Source organism: Pseudomonas sp. ATCC PTA-122608, assembly GCF_001952855.1.
Classification (GTDB): domain Bacteria; phylum Pseudomonadota; class Gammaproteobacteria; order Pseudomonadales; family Pseudomonadaceae; genus Aquipseudomonas.
The window spans coordinates 25,022-40,481 of the sequence record NZ_LPNO01000053.1; the positions used below are offsets into that span (position 1 = coordinate 25,022).

Consider the following 15,460-nt stretch of genomic DNA (forward strand, 5'->3'; position numbering starts at 1 on the left):
CAAGGCTTTCGAAGCACAAAAACAACAATTTCGATGAAGCACTTTGAGGACAACCATCATGATTATTTACGGTGTGGCGTTGCTGGCGATCTGCATGTTGGCAGGCGTGATTCTGGGAGACATGCTCGGCGTGCTGCTGGGCGTGAAATCCAACGTGGGCGGGGTGGGCATCGCAATGATCCTGCTAATCTGCGCGCGGCTGTGGATGCACAAGCACGGTGGCATGACCAAGGAATGCGAGATGGGTGTCGGCTTCTGGGGCGCCATGTACATCCCGGTGGTAGTGGCGATGGCGGCCCAGCAAAACGTGGTGACCGCGCTGCACGGCGGCCCGGTGGCGGTGCTGGCGGCGATTGGTTCGGTGGTGGTGTGCGGTTGTGCGATTGCCTTGATCAGCCGTACTCACAAAGGCGAACCGCTGCCCGATGAAGAGCCGCTGATCGCGGTTGCACCTGTCGCGGGAGGTCGCTGATATGTGGGAACTCATCGAGAAAGGCCTGGCAAATAACGGCTTGATCACCGCCTTCGCATTTGTCGGCGTGGTGATGTGGATTTCGGTGGTGCTGTCCAAGCGCCTGACCTTCGGACGCATCCACGGCTCAGCCATCGCGATTGTGATCGGGCTGGTGCTGGCGTGGGTGGGCGGTACGTTGACCGGTGGGCAGAAAGGCCTAGCGGATGTGGCGCTGTTTTCCGGGATCGGGTTGATGGGCGGCGCCATGCTGCGGGACTTTGCCATCGTGGCCACGGCGTTTGAAGTGCAGGCTACCGAGGCGCGAAAGGCCGGGTGGATTGGTGCGATTGCCTTGCTGCTGGGTACGGTATTGCCGTTTATTGTGGGCGCGAGTATCGCCTGGGCGTTTGGTTATCGCGATGCGATCAGCATGACCACCATCGGTGCGGGCGCGGTGACTTACATCGTCGGGCCGGTGACCGGAGCGGCGTTGGGCGCAAGCTCGGATGTGGTGGCGCTGTCCATTGCAACCGGGTTGATCAAGGCGATCCTGGTGATGGTGGGTACGCCCATGGCGGCACGCTGGATGGGCCTGGATAACCCGCGCTCGGCCATGGTGTTTGGTGGCCTGGCCGGCACGGTGAGTGGTGTGACGGCGGGCCTGGCGGCGACGGACCGGCGGCTGGTGCCGTATGGCGCGTTGACCGCCACCTTTCACACCGGGCTTGGGTGCTTGCTGGGGCCTTCGTTGCTCTACTTCATCGTGCGAGGAATCGTCGGCTAACCCGAGATTTGTCGACCGCTTTTGTGGCGAGGGAGCTTGCTCCCGCTGGAGCGCGAAGCGGTCCCATTGCATCCTTCCAGAAACAACGCGGGCGCTGATTTTACGACTGCTGCGCAGCCGAGCGGGAGCAAGCTCCCTCGCCACAGGGGATCATTGTCAGGTTTGGCGATTCGCATACATCCGGCACTCTGCCAACAGCGCGAGCAAATTCGGGTCGCGCTCCTTGGCTTTCAGAAACACCACGCCAATGTGCTGCTGCAAACGGTAGCGCGGTTGCAGGGGAATCAGCTTGACCCGGTTCTCATACACCGCCGCAATCCGCCCCGGCAGCAGTGCATAACCCACGCCCGAGCTGACCATGCTCAGCAGGGTGAAGATGTCGTTGACCTGCATCGCCACCTTCGGCTCGAACCCTGCCTGCTTGAATACGCGGTTGCCATCCTGATGGGTGGCGAAGCCTTGGGTGAGGGTGATGAAGGTGGCGTCGCGCACGTCCGCCAGGTCGATTTCCTGTTCGCGGTCGAAGGGTGAATCGGCCGGGGTGGCGAGGAAGATGTCGTCGGAGAACAGTGCGATTTGCTCGCAGTCGGGATCGTTGGCCTGCTCGTCGAGGGAGATCAGGATCGCGTCGACTTCCATGTTCTTCAGCTTGTAGAGCAAGTCGAAATTGGAGCCGAGGATCAGGTCGATGTTCAGCTCGCTGCGGCGAATCTTCAGCCCCATGATCAACTGTGGCACGGTCTTCACCGTCAGCGAATACAGCGAGCCCAGCTTGAAACGCTCGGCGGAAAACCCGGCGGCTTCGCGGGTCAGCCGCACACTGTCCACCACGTCCTGCACCAGCTTCTGCGCGCGCTCTTCCAGCACATAGGCGCTTTCCAGCGGCGTGAGGTTGCGCCCTTCGTGCTTGAACAGCGGGCAGCGCAGGGCGTTTTCCAGGGAGTGGATCGCCCGGTGCACGCTCACGTTGCTGGTTTGCAGTTCAGCCGCCGCCCGCGCCAGGTTGCCGGTGCGCATGAACGCCAGAAAGATTTCCAGCTTCTTGAGGGTGAATTCTTCGTCGATCAGCATGACAGTGACCCTTGTTCGAATGCCGTCGATTGTGCCCCTAAAACCAGCCCGCTCCCAGCCATGCACTGCACAGGCCCAGCAGCACGCCGAGGATGATCAGCCAGATCGCGTTGAGCCTTGTGTAATACACCACGGCGGCGCTGGCCAGGGTCAGCACCAGGCTGGTGGCATTGTTTTCCAGGCTGTTCATCAGGATGTAGCTGGCGGCCAGGATCAGCCCGATGGAGATCGGCAACAGGCTGCGCTTGACCCGCTGCACCCACGGCGTCTCGGTGTGTTTCTCCAGCCAGCCGGCGCCGAAGTAGGTGAGCACCGAGCAGGGCAGCAGCTTGGCGGTCAGCGCCACCAGCGCGCCCGGTAACCCGGCGGCTTGCTGGCCGATAAACACCAGGAACATGCCGTTGGGGCCAGGCAGGGCCTGGGACAGGGCGAAGAAGGCGACGAACTGCGCGTCGGTGATCCAGTTCATGTCGGTGACGGTGTACCGGTGGATATCACTCAGGGCTACGGTGTTGCCGCCAATCGCCATCAGCGACCACAGTGCGCATTGGATCATCAGGTGAAACAGCACGCTCTGCATCAGCCGGCCACCTTTTGCGAACCGATGAAACTCAAGGCCAAGGAGCTTGGGATGCAGATCAGCAAGACCATCCACAACGGCAACACCAGTACTGCCATCAACACGAAGGTCAAGATGAATGCGCTGTAATTCGCCAGGGTCCGCGGCATGGCCTTGAGCAGGCGCAGTGTGGTGCCGAGCATCAGGCCGGTGGCGATCGGCATGACCGCGCCGAAGACCTGCTGCACCACGTCATGGCTCCACCATTTGGCATAGGCGAAGCCGGCCAGCACGGTGATCAGCGAGGGGAACAGATACAAGCCAACCACGGTCACAACCGCACCCGGCAAGCCGTGAAGGCGCCGGCCGTAGATGATGCCGACGTTGGCGATATTCGGCCCGGGGAAGAATTGGCCGGTGGTCAGCAGCTCGTTGAAACCTTGTTCGCTGACCCACTGCCTGCGGTCGACCATCATCTGCCGCGCCCAAGGCATCACGCCGCCGAAGCCAAACAGGCCGACCATGGCGAAGTTGTAAAACAACTGCCACAGACTGGGGCAGGGCCGGGCAGGTTCGAGGTCGGGCATGGGCGTTACCGTTGAGGGGCTTTGTGTGGGAGCGGGCTTGCTCGCGAAGGTCGTTAACGATGACGCGGGCATCCTGGATGAACGCGGCACCCTCAGGTTTTTCGCGAGCAAGCCCGCTCCCACAGGATGAAGCGAATCATCTATCGGCTCGTGTATTTGGGCAAATGAAGAAAGGTTGTTACCTGATATTGAGCAGGTGACGTCAGAATGGTCTGGGTGATAACCGTTATTCGAGGTGAGTGACACATGTATCACGGGGAACGATTCAACGCCTGGAGCCACTTGCTCGGGGCGGTTGCGGCTTTTGTTGGCGCGGTATGGATGTTGGTGGTGGCCGGTATGGACGGCAGCCCCTGGAAGATTGTCAGCGTGGCCATTTATGGTTTCACGTTGCTGGTGCTGTACAGCGCGTCGACCGTGTACCACAGCGTGCGCGGGCGTAAAAAAGAGATCATGCAGAAGGTGGATCACTTTTCGATCTACCTGCTGATCGCCGGCAGCTACACGCCGTTTTGCCTGGTGACGCTGCGCGGACCGTGGGGCTGGACGCTGTTCGGAATTGTGTGGGGGCTGGCGGTGATCGGCATCCTGCAGGAGATCAAGCCACGCTCCGAGGCGCGGCTCCTGTCGATCGTGATCTACGCCGTGATGGGCTGGATCGTGCTGGTGGCGGTCAAGCCGCTGATTGCCGCGCTGGGCCCCACGGGGTTTGCCTGGCTGGCGTCGGGCGGGGTGCTGTACACCGTGGGCATTATTTTCTTTGCCCTGGAGGACCGCTTGCGGCACTCCCACGGGATCTGGCATTTGTTCGTGATCGGCGGCAGCCTGCTGCATTTCGTGGCGATCATGGGGTACGTGTTATAGCCGGTCCAACTGCTCCTGGGCCCGGCTGCTGAATATCTCCAGCAGGCTCGCGAGCATATGCGGCGGCGGTTCGTCGGCGCGGGTCAGGGCGTACAAGGTGATCGGCAGCGGCGGCGCCAATGGGCGAATGCAGGTGGTTGCCGGTGATGCGCCGAGGGCGGTGAACGGATCGATCACCGCCAGCCCGGCGCCGGACTCGACCATGGCCCTGGCCAGGGAATAGGTCTGCACCGCAATGCTGACCCGCGGTGGCGGATCGACCGCTTCCAGGTAGCTGTCCAGCTTCGCCGACAAGGGGTCGGCGCTGGACAGGCCAATCAACGGCGCGCCCGCCAGCGCCATCAGCGGCAGCGGTTTGCCCCATTCGTTTTCCTTCCAGTAATCCTTTGGCGCCAGCGCTACCAATACGCCGTGGGCCAACGCCTGGGCGCTCAGCCCCGGGTGATCGGGTGGCTGCAGCGTCAGCGCTACGTCGACTTCACGCATCAACAGGTTTTGCACCAGCTCGCGGCTGTGGGCGCTGGACAGCTCGCAGGCGATGTCCGGGTAGCGTTGGGTCCATTCGCGAATGGCCGGTGGCAACAACGACAGGGCCAACGCTGGCGTGGCGCCGATACGCAAGCTCTGGCCCGGCTCGCGTCGCAGGTTCTGCGCCAGGCGCCGCACGCCTTGCAGGCTCTCGGTCACCTTGTCGACCTCCCGCTCCAGCGCCAACGCTTCCGGCGTCGGCTGCAACTTGCCGCGTATGCGCAGGAACAGCGGGAACCCCAACTGCAACTCGGCATGCTGCAGCACCTTGCTCACCGCCGGCTGCGAGACATGCAGCAGTTGGGCAGCGGCGCTGATGGAGCCGGTCTGGCGGATGGCCTGGAAGATTTCGATATGACGCAAGCGCATGGGCAGTCCATAACCTTTGTTTATGGGTGACCCATCTTTATTCATTGTCCCGCGGATGTCACCTGCCTCTAACCTTCGAGCCTGACATCGCACGGTTAAGGGACGCACATGGCTCAGCAGGTTTGCATCATCGGTGGTGGGGTTATCGGCCTGGCGAGTGCCTACGCGCTGGTGCGTGCCGGGATGCAAGTGACCGTGGTCGAAGCCCGGGAAACCTTGGGCAGCGAGACCAGTTTCGCCAACGGCGGGCAGCTGTCCTACCGCTATGTCGCACCGCTGGCCGACAAAGGCGTGCCGCTGCAAGCCATTGGCTGGATGCTGCGGGGTAACTCGCCGCTGAAGCTGCGCCCGCGTATGGACCCGGCGCAGTGGCGCTGGATGGCGTCGTTCCTGGGGGCTTGCCGTAGCTCGGTGAACCAGCGCAATGCGGCCCATCTGCTGCGCCTGGCGTCCCTGAGCCAGGACACCCTGCAACGCTGGCGTGAAGAGGACCAGTTGGGGGATTTCCACTGGCGGCGCAATGGCAAGCTGGTGACCTTCCGCAGCCTCGACAGCTATGAGCGCGCGCTGAATAAAGTGACGGACCCGTTGCAGCAGCAAGTGCTCTCGGCGGCGGACTGCGCACGGCTGGAGCCGACCTTGGACGGCGCCGGTTTTGCTGGCGGCATCTATACGCCCAATGAAGAAGTTGGCGACTGTCACGCGTTCTGCCAGCAACTGGCGGCACGTCTTGAGGCGTCGGGGCGCTGCACGTTCCTGCTGGGGCGCAAGGTGACGGGGATTCGTCACAGCGCAGGCGCCGTGCAGGCGATCGAAATGGGCCGTGAGCTGCTGCCCGTGCAGCAATTGGTGCTGGCCGCCGGACATCGCAGCCCCGAGCTGGCCTTGCCCGGCGTGTCGCTGCCGCTCTATCCCCTCAAGGGCTACAGCCTGAGCGTGCCGATTGGCGCGCAGCACCGGGCGCCGAATATCAGCATCACCGACTACGATCGCAAGATCGTCTACGCGCGCATCGGTGAGCAACTGCGGGTGGCGGCGATGGTGGATATCGTCGGCTTCGACACACGCCTTGAACCCAAACGCCTGGCGCTGATTAAACGTCAGGCGCTTGAGACGTTCCCGCTGGCCGGGGATTACCAGCATGCGGTCGAATGGGCCGGCATGCGCCCGGCCACGCCTACGGGTGTGCCGCTGATTGGTGCCAGCGCTTATAGCAACCTGTGGCTTAACCTCGGGCATGGCGCCCTCGGGTTTACCCTGGCTTGCGGCAGCGGCCAGGTGCTGGCCGAGTTGATTGGCCGGCACAGCACTTCCATTGATATGCAGGGCTTCGCGCCCCGTGCCGCTTGAGGATGTTTAGATGACCATCACCCGAATCAACAGCAACAGTCGCCTGTCTGGCGCCGTGGTGTTTCAGGACTTGGTGTTTTTGTCCGGCCAGGTGCCGGGGGAAGGCCGCGATGTGAAGACCCAGACCGAAGAAGTGTTGGTCAAGATCGATGCGCTGCTGGCCGAGGCCGGCAGCGACAAGGATCATCTGCTGAACGCGACCATCTACCTTAACAATATTCAGGACGGTTTTGCGCCGATGAATGAAGCCTGGTCCGCCTGGTTGTCGCCGGGTCAGGCACCGACGCGTACCACGTTGCAGGCGCAGTTGGCACGGCCCGATGTATTGGTGGAGATCAGCGTCATCGCTGCCCGCCGTCCATAACTAAAACAAAAACGGAGAATAACAATGCAAAAACTGTGGCGAGGGGGTTTATCCCCCGTTGGGCTGCGCAGCAGCCCCATACTCTTCCTGGCACTGATATTGAGCGCCCAGACCCAGGCAACCGAAGCCCCTCTGGAAGGCACACTGAGCAAGATCGCCAACGCCAAGAGCATCACCCTCGGCTACCGCGACGCCTCGGTGCCGTTTTCCTATGTGGGTGATCACAGCGGCAAGCCCATGGGCTATTCGGTGGAGCTGGCGAACAAGATCGTCGAGCGCATCCAGCAGAAAACCGGTGTGCCAAAACTCAACGTGAAGTACAACCTGGTGACCTCCCAGACCCGCATTGCCCTGGTGCAAAACGGCACCGTGGATCTTGAGTGCGGCTCCACCGGCGTGACCGCCGAGCGGCAGAAACAGGTGGCGTTTTCTTACGGGTTTATCTATGTGAAGGGCCAGTTGCTGACCGCCAACGACAGCGGCATCAAACGCTTCGCCGACCTGCGGGACAAGAACGTAGTGACCACCGCCGGCACCACCAATGAACGCTTCCTCAAGAGCTACAACGTCGATCACAAACTAAACATGTCGGTGATCAGCGCCAAGGACCATGGCGAGGCGTTCCAGATGCTGCAATCGGGCCGGGCAGCGGCGTTCTACATGGATGACGCGTTGCTCTACGGCGAGCGGGCCAAGGCCAAGGATCCGCACAAGTGGGTAGTAGTGGGGGAGGAGCAGTCGCGGGAAATCTACAGCTGCATGGTGCGCAAGGACGACCCGCAGTTTCTCGCGGTGGTCAACGAAACCCTGGCCGGCCTTTACAGCTCGGGGGAGATCAACGGGATTTACCAGCGCTGGTTTGAACAGCCGATTCCGCCCAAGGGCCTGAACCTGGAATTTCCGATGACCAGTGAGTTGAAGGCGATTATTGCCAAGCCGGTGAGTGATCCGGTGGAGTAGTGGAGTGGAAACCCGATCAAAATGTGGGAGCAGGCAAGCCAGCTCCCACATTTGATCGGGTTTGCAAAGCGGGTTTAGAAGTCGCCCCAGAGTTGTTGGGCCACCGCCAGCGCCACGACTGGCGCAGTTTCGGTGCGCAGCACCCTAGGGCCCAGGCGTGCAGAATGAAAACCTGCACCTTGGGCCGTTTCGACTTCCCCATCAGTCAAACCACCTTCCGGCCCGATCAGGAAGGCCAGGCTTCCAGGCTTGGCGTGGCTCACCAGCGGCTCGGCCACCGGGTGCAGCACCAGCTTCAAATCCGCTTCGGCCTGCTTCAGCCAATCCGCCAGCAACAGCGGTGGGTGAATCACCGGCACCCGCGAACGACCGCACTGCTCGCACGCGCTGATCGCCACCTGGCGCCAGTGCTGCAGGCGTTTGTCGGCGCGTTCGTCCTTGAGGCGCACTTCGCAGCGGTCGCTGAAGATCGGGGTGATCTCATTTACCCCCAGCTCGGTGGCTTTCTGGATCGCCCAGTCCATCCGCTCGCCACGGGACAGGCCCTGGCCGAGGTGAATCTGCAACGGTGATTCGATCTGCCCGGCGAAAGTCTCGGTGACCTGCACCACCACGCGTTTTTTGCCGACTTCCAGCAAGCTGGCGCGAAACTCCTGGCCGGAGCCGTCGAACAGTTGCACGGCGTCGCCTTCGCTCATGCGCAACACGCGGCTGATGTAATGCGCCTGGGCTTCCGGCAACTCGTGGTCGCCAAGGCTCAGTGGGGCGTCGACAAAAAAGCGGGACAGTCTCATTTCTGTTCTCTGGGGAGGTTCATGTAGGAGCGAGCTTGCTCGCGAAGAACGTAAGGGCGCCGCGTTTAACCAGGATACCCGCATTATCGTTGACGATTTTCGCGAGCAAGCTCGCTCCTACAGGTCAGGCAGCAGCGGCACCCGATTAATCAAGTGAACTCAATCAGCCCGGATCACGAAACCCCGGGTGGAAATCCTTGGGCACCGCCACGCTGACCTTGCTGTTGGTGGCGATATCAATCCCTTCGCTGGCCACTTCGGCCAGGAAGTCGATCTGCTCCGGGGTGATCACATAGGGCGGCAGGAAATACACCACGCTGCCCAATGGCCGCAGCAACGCGCCACGCTCCAGCGCATGCTCGAACACCTTGAGGCCACGGCGTTCCTGCCACGGGTAGGCGGTCTTGGTGGCCTTGTCCTGCACCATCTCGATGGCCAGCACCATGCCGGTCTGGCGTACTTCCGAGACGTGAGGGTGGTCCACCAGGTGCGCGGTGGCGGTGGCCATGCGCTGGGCCAGGGCCTTGTTGTTTTCGATGACGTTGTCTTCTTCGAAGATATCCAGGGTCGCCAGGGCCGCCGCACAGGCCAGCGGGTTGCCGGTGTAGCTGTGGGAATGCAGGAAGGCACGCAGGGTCGGGTAGTCGTCGTAGAAGGCGTCGTACACATCGTCGGTGGTGACCACCGCCGCCAACGGCAGGTAGCCGCCGGTCAGGGCCTTGGACAGGCACAGGAAGTCCGGGCGGATGCCGGCCTGTTCACAGGCGAACATCGTGCCGGTGCGGCCAAAGCCCACGGCGATTTCGTCGTGGATCAGGTGCACGCCATAGCGGTCGCAGGCTTCCCGCAGCAGCTTGAGGTACACCGGGTGGTACATGCGCATGCCGCCGGCGCCCTGAATCAACGGTTCGACGATCACGGCGGCCACGGTGTCGTGGTTGTCGGCGAGGGTCTGCTCCATGGCCAGGAACATGTTCCGGGAATGTTCTTCCCAGCTCATGCCCTCTGGGCGAAGGTAGCAGTCCGGGCTCGGCACCTTGATGGTGTCGAGCAGCAAGGCCTTGTAGGTTTCGGTGAACAGCGGCACATCACCCACCGACATCGCGGCGATGGTTTCGCCGTGATAGCTATTGGTCAGGGTGACAAAGCGCTTCTTGTTCGGCAGGCCGCGGTTGAGCCAATAGTGAAAGCTCATCTTCAGCGCGACTTCGATGCACGACGAGCCGTTGTCGGCGTAGAAGCAGCGGGTCAGGCCTTCGGGCGTCATCTTCACAAGGCGCTCGGACAGCTCGATCACCGGCTGGTGGCTGAAACCGGCGAGGATCACGTGTTCCAGCTGATCCACCTGGTCCTTGATGCGCTGGTTGATGCGCGGGTTGGCGTGGCCAAACACGTTGACCCACCAGGAACTGACGGCGTCGAGGTAGCGTTTGCCTTCGAAGTCTTCCAGCCAGACGCCTTCGCCACGCTTGATCGGGATCAACGGCAGTTGCTGGTGGTCTTTCATCTGGGTGCAGGGATGCCATAGCACCGCAAGGTCGCGTTGCATCCACTGGTTATTCAAACCCATCTTCATTCTCCTCGAAGCGGCTCGCGACGTGCGCGGGCGAAACAATCGCGCAAGCCTATGCAATGCGGACCTGTGTCACAACCCATTGCGAGGTGGAAGCGTAAATTGGTGGTAAACGCAGGACAGTCCGTCACGTTTCTTCTGGATAGTCCTTAATCTCTTGTTAACTTACTCTGCATACGCTCTTGATCGTATTTCTCGATATTTCAAAGCGAAATTTTCCGCTTTAAATCGATAGGTAAGTCGATAGTCTTGGCACAGTTCTTACGGGATTTGGAACATGCAGCTACGTAACTCATCGGCCCGCTACGGCTGGGTCAGCATTGTTTTGCACTGGGGCGTGGCCCTTGTGGTGTTCGGTCTGTTCGCGTTGGGCCTGTGGATGGTGGGTCTCGACTACTACAGCACCTGGCGTAAAGACGCCCCGGACCTGCACAAAAGCATCGGCATCACGCTGTTCGCCATCATGCTGGTGCGCATTGTCTGGCGTTTGCTCAGCCCGCCGCCGCCCCCGCTTGCCAGCTATAGCCGCATGACGCGTCTGGGGGCTGCGTTTGGCCACGCATTCCTGTATCTCGGGCTGTTTGCCGTGATGATTGCCGGTTACCTGATTTCCACCGCAGACGGTGTCGGGATCCCGGTATTTGGCCTGTTTGAGATTCCTGCACTGGTTTCCGGGCTACCGGACCAGGCAGACACCGCAGGCGTGGTGCATTTGTACCTGGCCTGGGTATTGGTGGTGTTCTCCGGCCTCCATGGTGTGGCTGCGTTGAAACACCATTTCATTGATCGTGATGTGACCCTGGTTCGTATGCTGGGGCGCAAAGCCTGATGTTCAACCTCGACTCACAAGGAATAGAAAGCATGTTGAAAAAGACTCTCGCCGCTCTGGCCATCGGTTCTGCCCTGCTGACTGCCGGTCAGGCGATGGCAGCTGACTACGTTGTCGACAAGGAAGGCCAGCACGCCTTCGTTGACTTCAAGATCAGCCACTTGGGCTACAGCTTCATCACCGGTACGTTCAAGGACCTGGACGGCAAGTTCAGCTTCGATGCTGCCAAGCCTGAAGACAGCAAGATTGAGTTCAACGTCCGCACCGCCAGCGTGTTCACCAACCACGCCGAACGTGACAAGCACATCGCCAGCAAAGACTTCCTGGATGTTGGCAAGTTTGCCGATGCCAAGTTCGTCTCCACCAGCGTCAAGACCACCGGCAAGAATGCTGACGGCAAAGTCACTGCAGACGTGACCGGCGACCTGACCTTCCACGGCGTGACCAAGCCAATCGTCGTCAAGGCCACCTTCCTGGGTGAAGGCAAGGATCCATGGGGCGGCTACCGTGCCGGCTTTGAAGGTACTACTTCCTTCAACCGCCAGGACTTCGGCAAGCAGATGGACCTGGGCCCAGCGTCCAACACCGTTGAGCTGTACGTGACGTTTGAAGGTGTGAAAGCGAAGTAATTTTCGCCCGCTAAACAAAACGCCGACCTTTGTGTCGGCGTTTTTTTTTGTGTCGTTTAAGAAGACTCCTACGCAATTTCAGCTCTTAGCCTGTTTTTTTACGCGACGGATATCTCTATTTCTACACGGTCCCCCCTGACTCTCTAGGAGTAGACCGATGCTGATGAAAACATTTGCTGCACTGACGATGAGCTTCAGCGTGCTTGCTGCAGGCCAGGCCCTGGCTGCGGACTATGTGATCGACAAGGAAGGCCAGCACGCCTTTATCGACTTGAAGGTCAAGCATCTGGAGTACAGCTTTATCACCGGCACCTTCCGAGACCTGGACGGAACGTTCAGTTTTGATGCGACCAAGCCCGAAGACAGCAAGATCGAAGTGAATGTGCGTACCGCCAGTCTGTTCACCAATCACACGGAACGCGACAAGCACCTGCGGGAAAAGGAATACCTCAATGTCGACAAGTTTCCCGACGCCAGGTTTGTTTCTACAGGTGTGAAACTGACCGGCACCAATTCGGAGGGGAAACTCACGGCCGATGTAACGGGTGACCTCACCCTTGGCGGTGTGACGAAATCCATCGTGGTCAAATCAACGTTCCTCGGGGAGGGCGATGACCCATGGGGCGGTTACCGTGCGGGGTTCGAAGGCACCACCAGTATTCTGCGGGAAGACTTTGGCCAGACGGGCAAGCTGTCCCCAGGCTCCAGCCGGATCGAGTTGTACATCACGTTCGAAGGCATAAGGACGAAGTAAGTCTTCGTTGCCCTGAAACAAAAATGCCCCGGATCTCGCGATCAGGGGCATTTTTTATGGCGCTTTGAAAACTCAGCGGTTGCGGGTCAGCAACGCCGGTTTTTCACCACGTGGACGGCCCGGCAGTTGATCCAACTGCTCAGGTGTCAGCGTGCGATCGCTTTTCGACTCTTTGTGGATGATCTTCGGTGCCGGGCCGCCGCGCGGGTTTTGCACCGCTGGCTCCGACAGACGAGGTTGATCATCACTAGCCGGACGACGGTTGCGCGATTCTTCGCGACGGGCCTGGCCGTCACGCGGTGCGCCGTTGCGCGGGCCGCTGCGCTTGGCAGGCGGGGTGCCGGTGGTGGCACCGTTGCTGCTGCGCGGGCCGTTCTGGCGACCTTGTGGCTGGCCGCCAGTGCGTGGCGCAGAACCTGCGCCTGCGCCCTGGGCCGGAGCGCCCGGGCGACGACCACGGCCCTGGGCCGGCTTGGCCTGGGGTACGTAGTCAACGCGGTTACCGAAGTTGTCTACGTCGTCGTCCAGGAACTCGTCCGGCGCTCGGTCGGCAGCAGCACGTGCCGGCTGGCTCGGCTGGCGCTGTTCGCGGGCCGGGGTGCCTTCACGGGGCTTTTGCTCACGAGCCGGGCGTTCGCCACGGCCGTTGGTCGCAGCCTTGTCCTTGCCGCCTTTGTCCTTGCCCTTGTCTTTACGACCGCCACCACCGCCGCCGCCGTTCGGGCCATCGCCCTTCGGACCGCGTGGGTTGTTGCGTGGGTTGCGCACGTCCGGACGCTCGCGCACTTCAGGCTTTTCAGCCTCAACGGCGCTGGAGTCGAAGCCCATCAGGTCGCCGTCGGTGATTTTCTGCTTGGTCATGCGCTCGATGCTTTTCAGCAGCTTTTCTTCGTCCGGAGCGACCAGGGAAATAGCCTCACCCGAACGACCGGCCCGGCCAGTACGGCCGATACGGTGCACATAGTCTTCGTCGACGTTTGGCAGCTCGAAGTTGACCACGTGTGGCAGCTGGTCGATGTCCAGGCCGCGAGCGGCGATGTCGGTGGCGACCAGGATGCGCACTTCACCGGCCTTGAAGTCGGCCAAGGCTTTGGTGCGAGCGTTCTGGCTCTTGTTGCCGTGGATGGCGACGGCGGTGAGGCCGTGCTTGTCCAGGTACTCGGCCAGGCGGTTGGCGCCGTGCTTGGTGCGGGTGAAGACCAATACCTGTTCCCACGCGCCGGCGGTGATCAGGTGGGCCAGCAGCGAACGCTTGTGGGCGGCCGGCAGGCGGAACACGCGCTGCTCGATACGCTCGACCGTGGTGTTCGGCGGCGTGACTTCAATGCGCTCGGGGTTGTGCAACAACTTGCCCGCCAACGCGGTGATGTCGTTGGAGAACGTGGCCGAGAACAGCAGGTTCTGGCGTTTGGCCGGCAGGCGCGCGAGGACCTTTTTCACGTCATGGACAAAGCCCATGTCGAGCATGCGGTCGGCTTCGTCCAGCACGAGGATTTCCACGTGGGACAAATCGACGCTGCCTTGGCCGCACAGGTCGAGCAAACGACCCGGGCATGCAACCAGTACGTCGACACCGCGGGACATGGCCTGAACCTGTGGGTTCATGCCGACGCCGCCGAAGATGCAGGCGCTGACGAACTTCAAGTCGCGGGCATACAGCTTGAAGCTGTCATGCACCTGGGCGGCGAGTTCGCGGGTAGGGGTCAGGACCAGTACGCGCGGTTGGCGCGGGCCATGACGCTGGGATTTGTCCGGGTGACCATTGGGGAACAACCGCTCCAGGATCGGAAGGGCGAAGCCGCCGGTTTTACCAGTACCTGTCTGAGCCGCAACCATCAGGTCGCGACCTTGCAACACGGCGGGAATGGCCCGCTGTTGCACCGGAGTAGGCTCGGTATAGCCCGCTGCCTCGATGGCGCGGACTAAAGCCTCGGAGAGACCGAGGGAAGCAAAGGACATGAGTAATCCTGTTTTAGTTAGGGCTTGGCCCAGAGGGATAGTCTTGCCTGGCGTGAATGGCGTTTAGATGAACGCAATCCCGTCCGGTCCTGCTGGGGCTGGCAGGCACTCAGACGGCTCGCGCGGGCTTGAAAGCTGCGCTGTAGCGGGGTCGGGTGCCTTTTGCAAGACCGAAGCGTCCGGGCGTAAGCCTGGCGGAAAGGCCGGAGTATAACAGAGCAATCACTCTGCGCTGCTTTCCTGCTGCTCAACGGTGCGCGCGGGCACGGCGGATGCGCTGGTTTGAGGGCTGCTGCCTGCATATTTGGCGCTCAAGGCCGCGTAGGCCGGCTCTTGCTTGAAGCGTTTGAGTTCGGCGGCAAAGCGTTGCACCAGCAAATCCATGCCGGCACCACGGCGCACGGCGAGGAATTGTGGCTGGCTGCTGACCACCGGGGGTGCCTGGGTGATCTGGTCCTCAAGTCCGAGGGCCTTGAGCACATGCTGGCCGACTCGGCGGTCCGTGATGACCAGGTCGATTCGCCCCAGGGCCAGCTTGCCGAAGTTGGCCTCATGGCTGGCGGCCGGCTCCTGCTTGAACTGTGTGGACTCGCTGAACTCGGCGCCATAGAGGTAACCCGGCGACGTGCCGATGGTCAGGCCACGCAGGTCGTCGAAGGTCTGGAACGGATGTGGTCGCTCGTTGGCGTAGAACAGCACGAACTCCACCTCGGACAGCGGCTCGCTGGGGTACAGCAGCACCGCGTCGCGTTCGTGGCTGTGGAAAATATCCAGTGCGCCATCGGCCTGGCCCTGATCGAGCATCGCCAGGCAGCGCTTCCAGGGCAGAAATTGCCAATCCACATCGATGCCCAAACGCTGGAACACGATCACCGTGGTCTCGTAGTCGAGCCCGCGCATGGTGCCTTTGTCGTCGTATACGTAAGGCGCCCAGGGCTCGGTGACAATGCGCAGTTTCTCGCCATGGGCACCGAGGCTCAGGCAAGCGAAAAGAACAACAGTCAACAACCGGAAAGTGACAGGCATGCCCCG

At 61.3% G+C, this 15,460-nt stretch carries 17 protein-coding genes; 9 read left to right on the top strand and 8 right to left on the bottom strand.

Annotated elements, in window-relative coordinates; all coding sequences use genetic code 11:
* The first annotated feature begins 58 nt into the window (after window positions 1-58).
* Together madL and madM are read left to right on the top strand one after the other, a co-directional pair.
* Window positions 59-472 (top strand): malonate transporter subunit MadL, encoded by a 414-nt coding sequence (gene madL, locus AU074_RS29770; RefSeq protein WP_076017755.1) that lies wholly within the window; start codon window positions 59-61, stop codon window positions 470-472.
* Between the two features lies 1 nt (window position 473).
* Window positions 474-1,238 (top strand): malonate transporter subunit MadM, encoded by a 765-nt coding sequence (madM, locus tag AU074_RS29775; RefSeq protein ID WP_076017756.1) that lies wholly within the window; start codon window positions 474-476, stop codon window positions 1,236-1,238.
* A 156-nt stretch (window positions 1,239-1,394) separates the two neighbouring features.
* On the opposite strand, the gene AU074_RS29785 is transcribed toward madM, so the two are convergent.
* Genes AU074_RS29785 through AU074_RS29795 form a run of 3 tightly spaced genes read right to left on the bottom strand, consistent with a single transcriptional unit; the run spans window position 1,395 to window position 3,455 of the window.
* Entirely contained in the window at window positions 1,395-2,309 is a 915-nt protein-coding gene (locus tag AU074_RS29785) for a LysR substrate-binding domain-containing protein (protein ID WP_076017758.1), read from the bottom strand.
* Between the two features lie 37 nt (window positions 2,310-2,346).
* Window positions 2,347-2,889 carry a chromate transporter gene (locus tag AU074_RS29790; protein ID WP_076017759.1) on the bottom strand — a complete coding sequence of 181 codons (543 nt, stop codon included), beginning with the start codon at window positions 2,887-2,889 and terminating at the stop codon, window positions 2,347-2,349.
* Complete coding sequence (locus AU074_RS29795) at window positions 2,889-3,455, bottom strand: chromate transporter (protein WP_076017760.1); 567 nt, start codon at window positions 3,453-3,455, stop codon at window positions 2,889-2,891. Before AU074_RS29795 ends, AU074_RS29790 begins: the two co-directional genes overlap by 1 nt.
* A 246-nt stretch (window positions 3,456-3,701) precedes the next feature.
* On the opposite strand from AU074_RS29795, the gene AU074_RS29800 reads away from it, so the two are divergent.
* Entirely contained in the window at window positions 3,702-4,319 is a 618-nt protein-coding gene (locus AU074_RS29800; RefSeq protein WP_076017761.1) for a hemolysin III family protein, read from the top strand.
* Here AU074_RS29800 and AU074_RS29805 read toward each other — a convergent pair.
* A complete protein-coding gene (locus AU074_RS29805) occupies window positions 4,314-5,216 on the bottom strand; it encodes a LysR family transcriptional regulator (RefSeq protein ID WP_076017762.1) in 903 nt (300 codons plus the stop codon). The genes AU074_RS29800 and AU074_RS29805 overlap by 6 nt on opposite strands.
* A gap of 108 nt (window positions 5,217-5,324) precedes the next feature.
* On the opposite strand from AU074_RS29805, the gene AU074_RS29810 reads away from it, so the two are divergent.
* The 3 genes from AU074_RS29810 to AU074_RS29820 are packed head-to-tail and all read left to right on the top strand — an operon-like array spanning window position 5,325 to window position 7,890.
* Window positions 5,325-6,566 (top strand): D-amino acid dehydrogenase, encoded by a 1,242-nt coding sequence (locus tag AU074_RS29810; RefSeq protein WP_076017763.1) that lies wholly within the window; start codon window positions 5,325-5,327, stop codon window positions 6,564-6,566.
* Between the two features lie 10 nt (window positions 6,567-6,576).
* Window positions 6,577-6,930, top strand: a complete 354-nt coding sequence (locus AU074_RS29815) for a RidA family protein (protein ID WP_076017764.1) — start codon at window positions 6,577-6,579, stop codon at window positions 6,928-6,930.
* Window positions 6,931-6,954: 24 nt separating this feature from the next.
* Window positions 6,955-7,890 (top strand): transporter substrate-binding domain-containing protein, encoded by a 936-nt coding sequence (locus tag AU074_RS29820; RefSeq protein WP_256576986.1) that lies wholly within the window; start codon window positions 6,955-6,957, stop codon window positions 7,888-7,890.
* Between the two features lie 74 nt (window positions 7,891-7,964).
* Here the strand turns inward: AU074_RS29820 and AU074_RS29825 are convergent, their stop codons facing one another.
* A complete protein-coding gene (locus AU074_RS29825) occupies window positions 7,965-8,684 on the bottom strand; it encodes a 16S rRNA (uracil(1498)-N(3))-methyltransferase (RefSeq protein ID WP_076017765.1) in 720 nt (239 codons plus the stop codon).
* A gap of 163 nt (window positions 8,685-8,847) precedes the next feature.
* Window positions 8,848-10,254, bottom strand: a complete 1,407-nt coding sequence (locus AU074_RS29835; RefSeq protein ID WP_076017767.1) for an adenosylmethionine--8-amino-7-oxononanoate transaminase — start codon at window positions 10,252-10,254, stop codon at window positions 8,848-8,850.
* 280 nt (window positions 10,255-10,534) lie between these two features.
* Between AU074_RS29835 and AU074_RS29840 the strand changes: the two genes are divergently transcribed.
* The 3 genes from AU074_RS29840 to AU074_RS29850 all read left to right on the top strand — a co-directional run bounded on the left by AU074_RS29840 (window position 10,535) and on the right by AU074_RS29850 (window position 12,469).
* Window positions 10,535-11,086, top strand: coding sequence for a cytochrome b (locus AU074_RS29840; protein WP_076017768.1), 552 nt, complete (start codon window positions 10,535-10,537; stop codon window positions 11,084-11,086).
* A 32-nt stretch (window positions 11,087-11,118) separates the two neighbouring features.
* Window positions 11,119-11,715 carry a YceI family protein gene (locus AU074_RS29845; RefSeq protein WP_076017769.1) on the top strand — a complete coding sequence of 199 codons (597 nt, stop codon included), beginning with the start codon at window positions 11,119-11,121 and terminating at the stop codon, window positions 11,713-11,715.
* 157 nt (window positions 11,716-11,872) lie between these two features.
* On the top strand, window positions 11,873-12,469 hold the full coding sequence (locus AU074_RS29850; RefSeq protein WP_076017770.1) for a YceI family protein: 597 nt from the start codon (window positions 11,873-11,875) through the stop codon (window positions 12,467-12,469).
* A gap of 72 nt (window positions 12,470-12,541) precedes the next feature.
* Here the strand turns inward: AU074_RS29850 and AU074_RS29855 are convergent, their stop codons facing one another.
* Together AU074_RS29855 and AU074_RS29860 are read right to left on the bottom strand one after the other, a co-directional pair.
* A complete protein-coding gene (locus tag AU074_RS29855; RefSeq protein ID WP_076017771.1) occupies window positions 12,542-14,428 on the bottom strand; it encodes a DEAD/DEAH box helicase in 1,887 nt (628 codons plus the stop codon).
* 222 nt (window positions 14,429-14,650) lie between these two features.
* A complete protein-coding gene (locus AU074_RS29860) occupies window positions 14,651-15,454 on the bottom strand; it encodes an ABC transporter substrate-binding protein (protein ID WP_076017772.1) in 804 nt (267 codons plus the stop codon).
* Window positions 15,455-15,460: the final 6 nt, after the last annotated feature.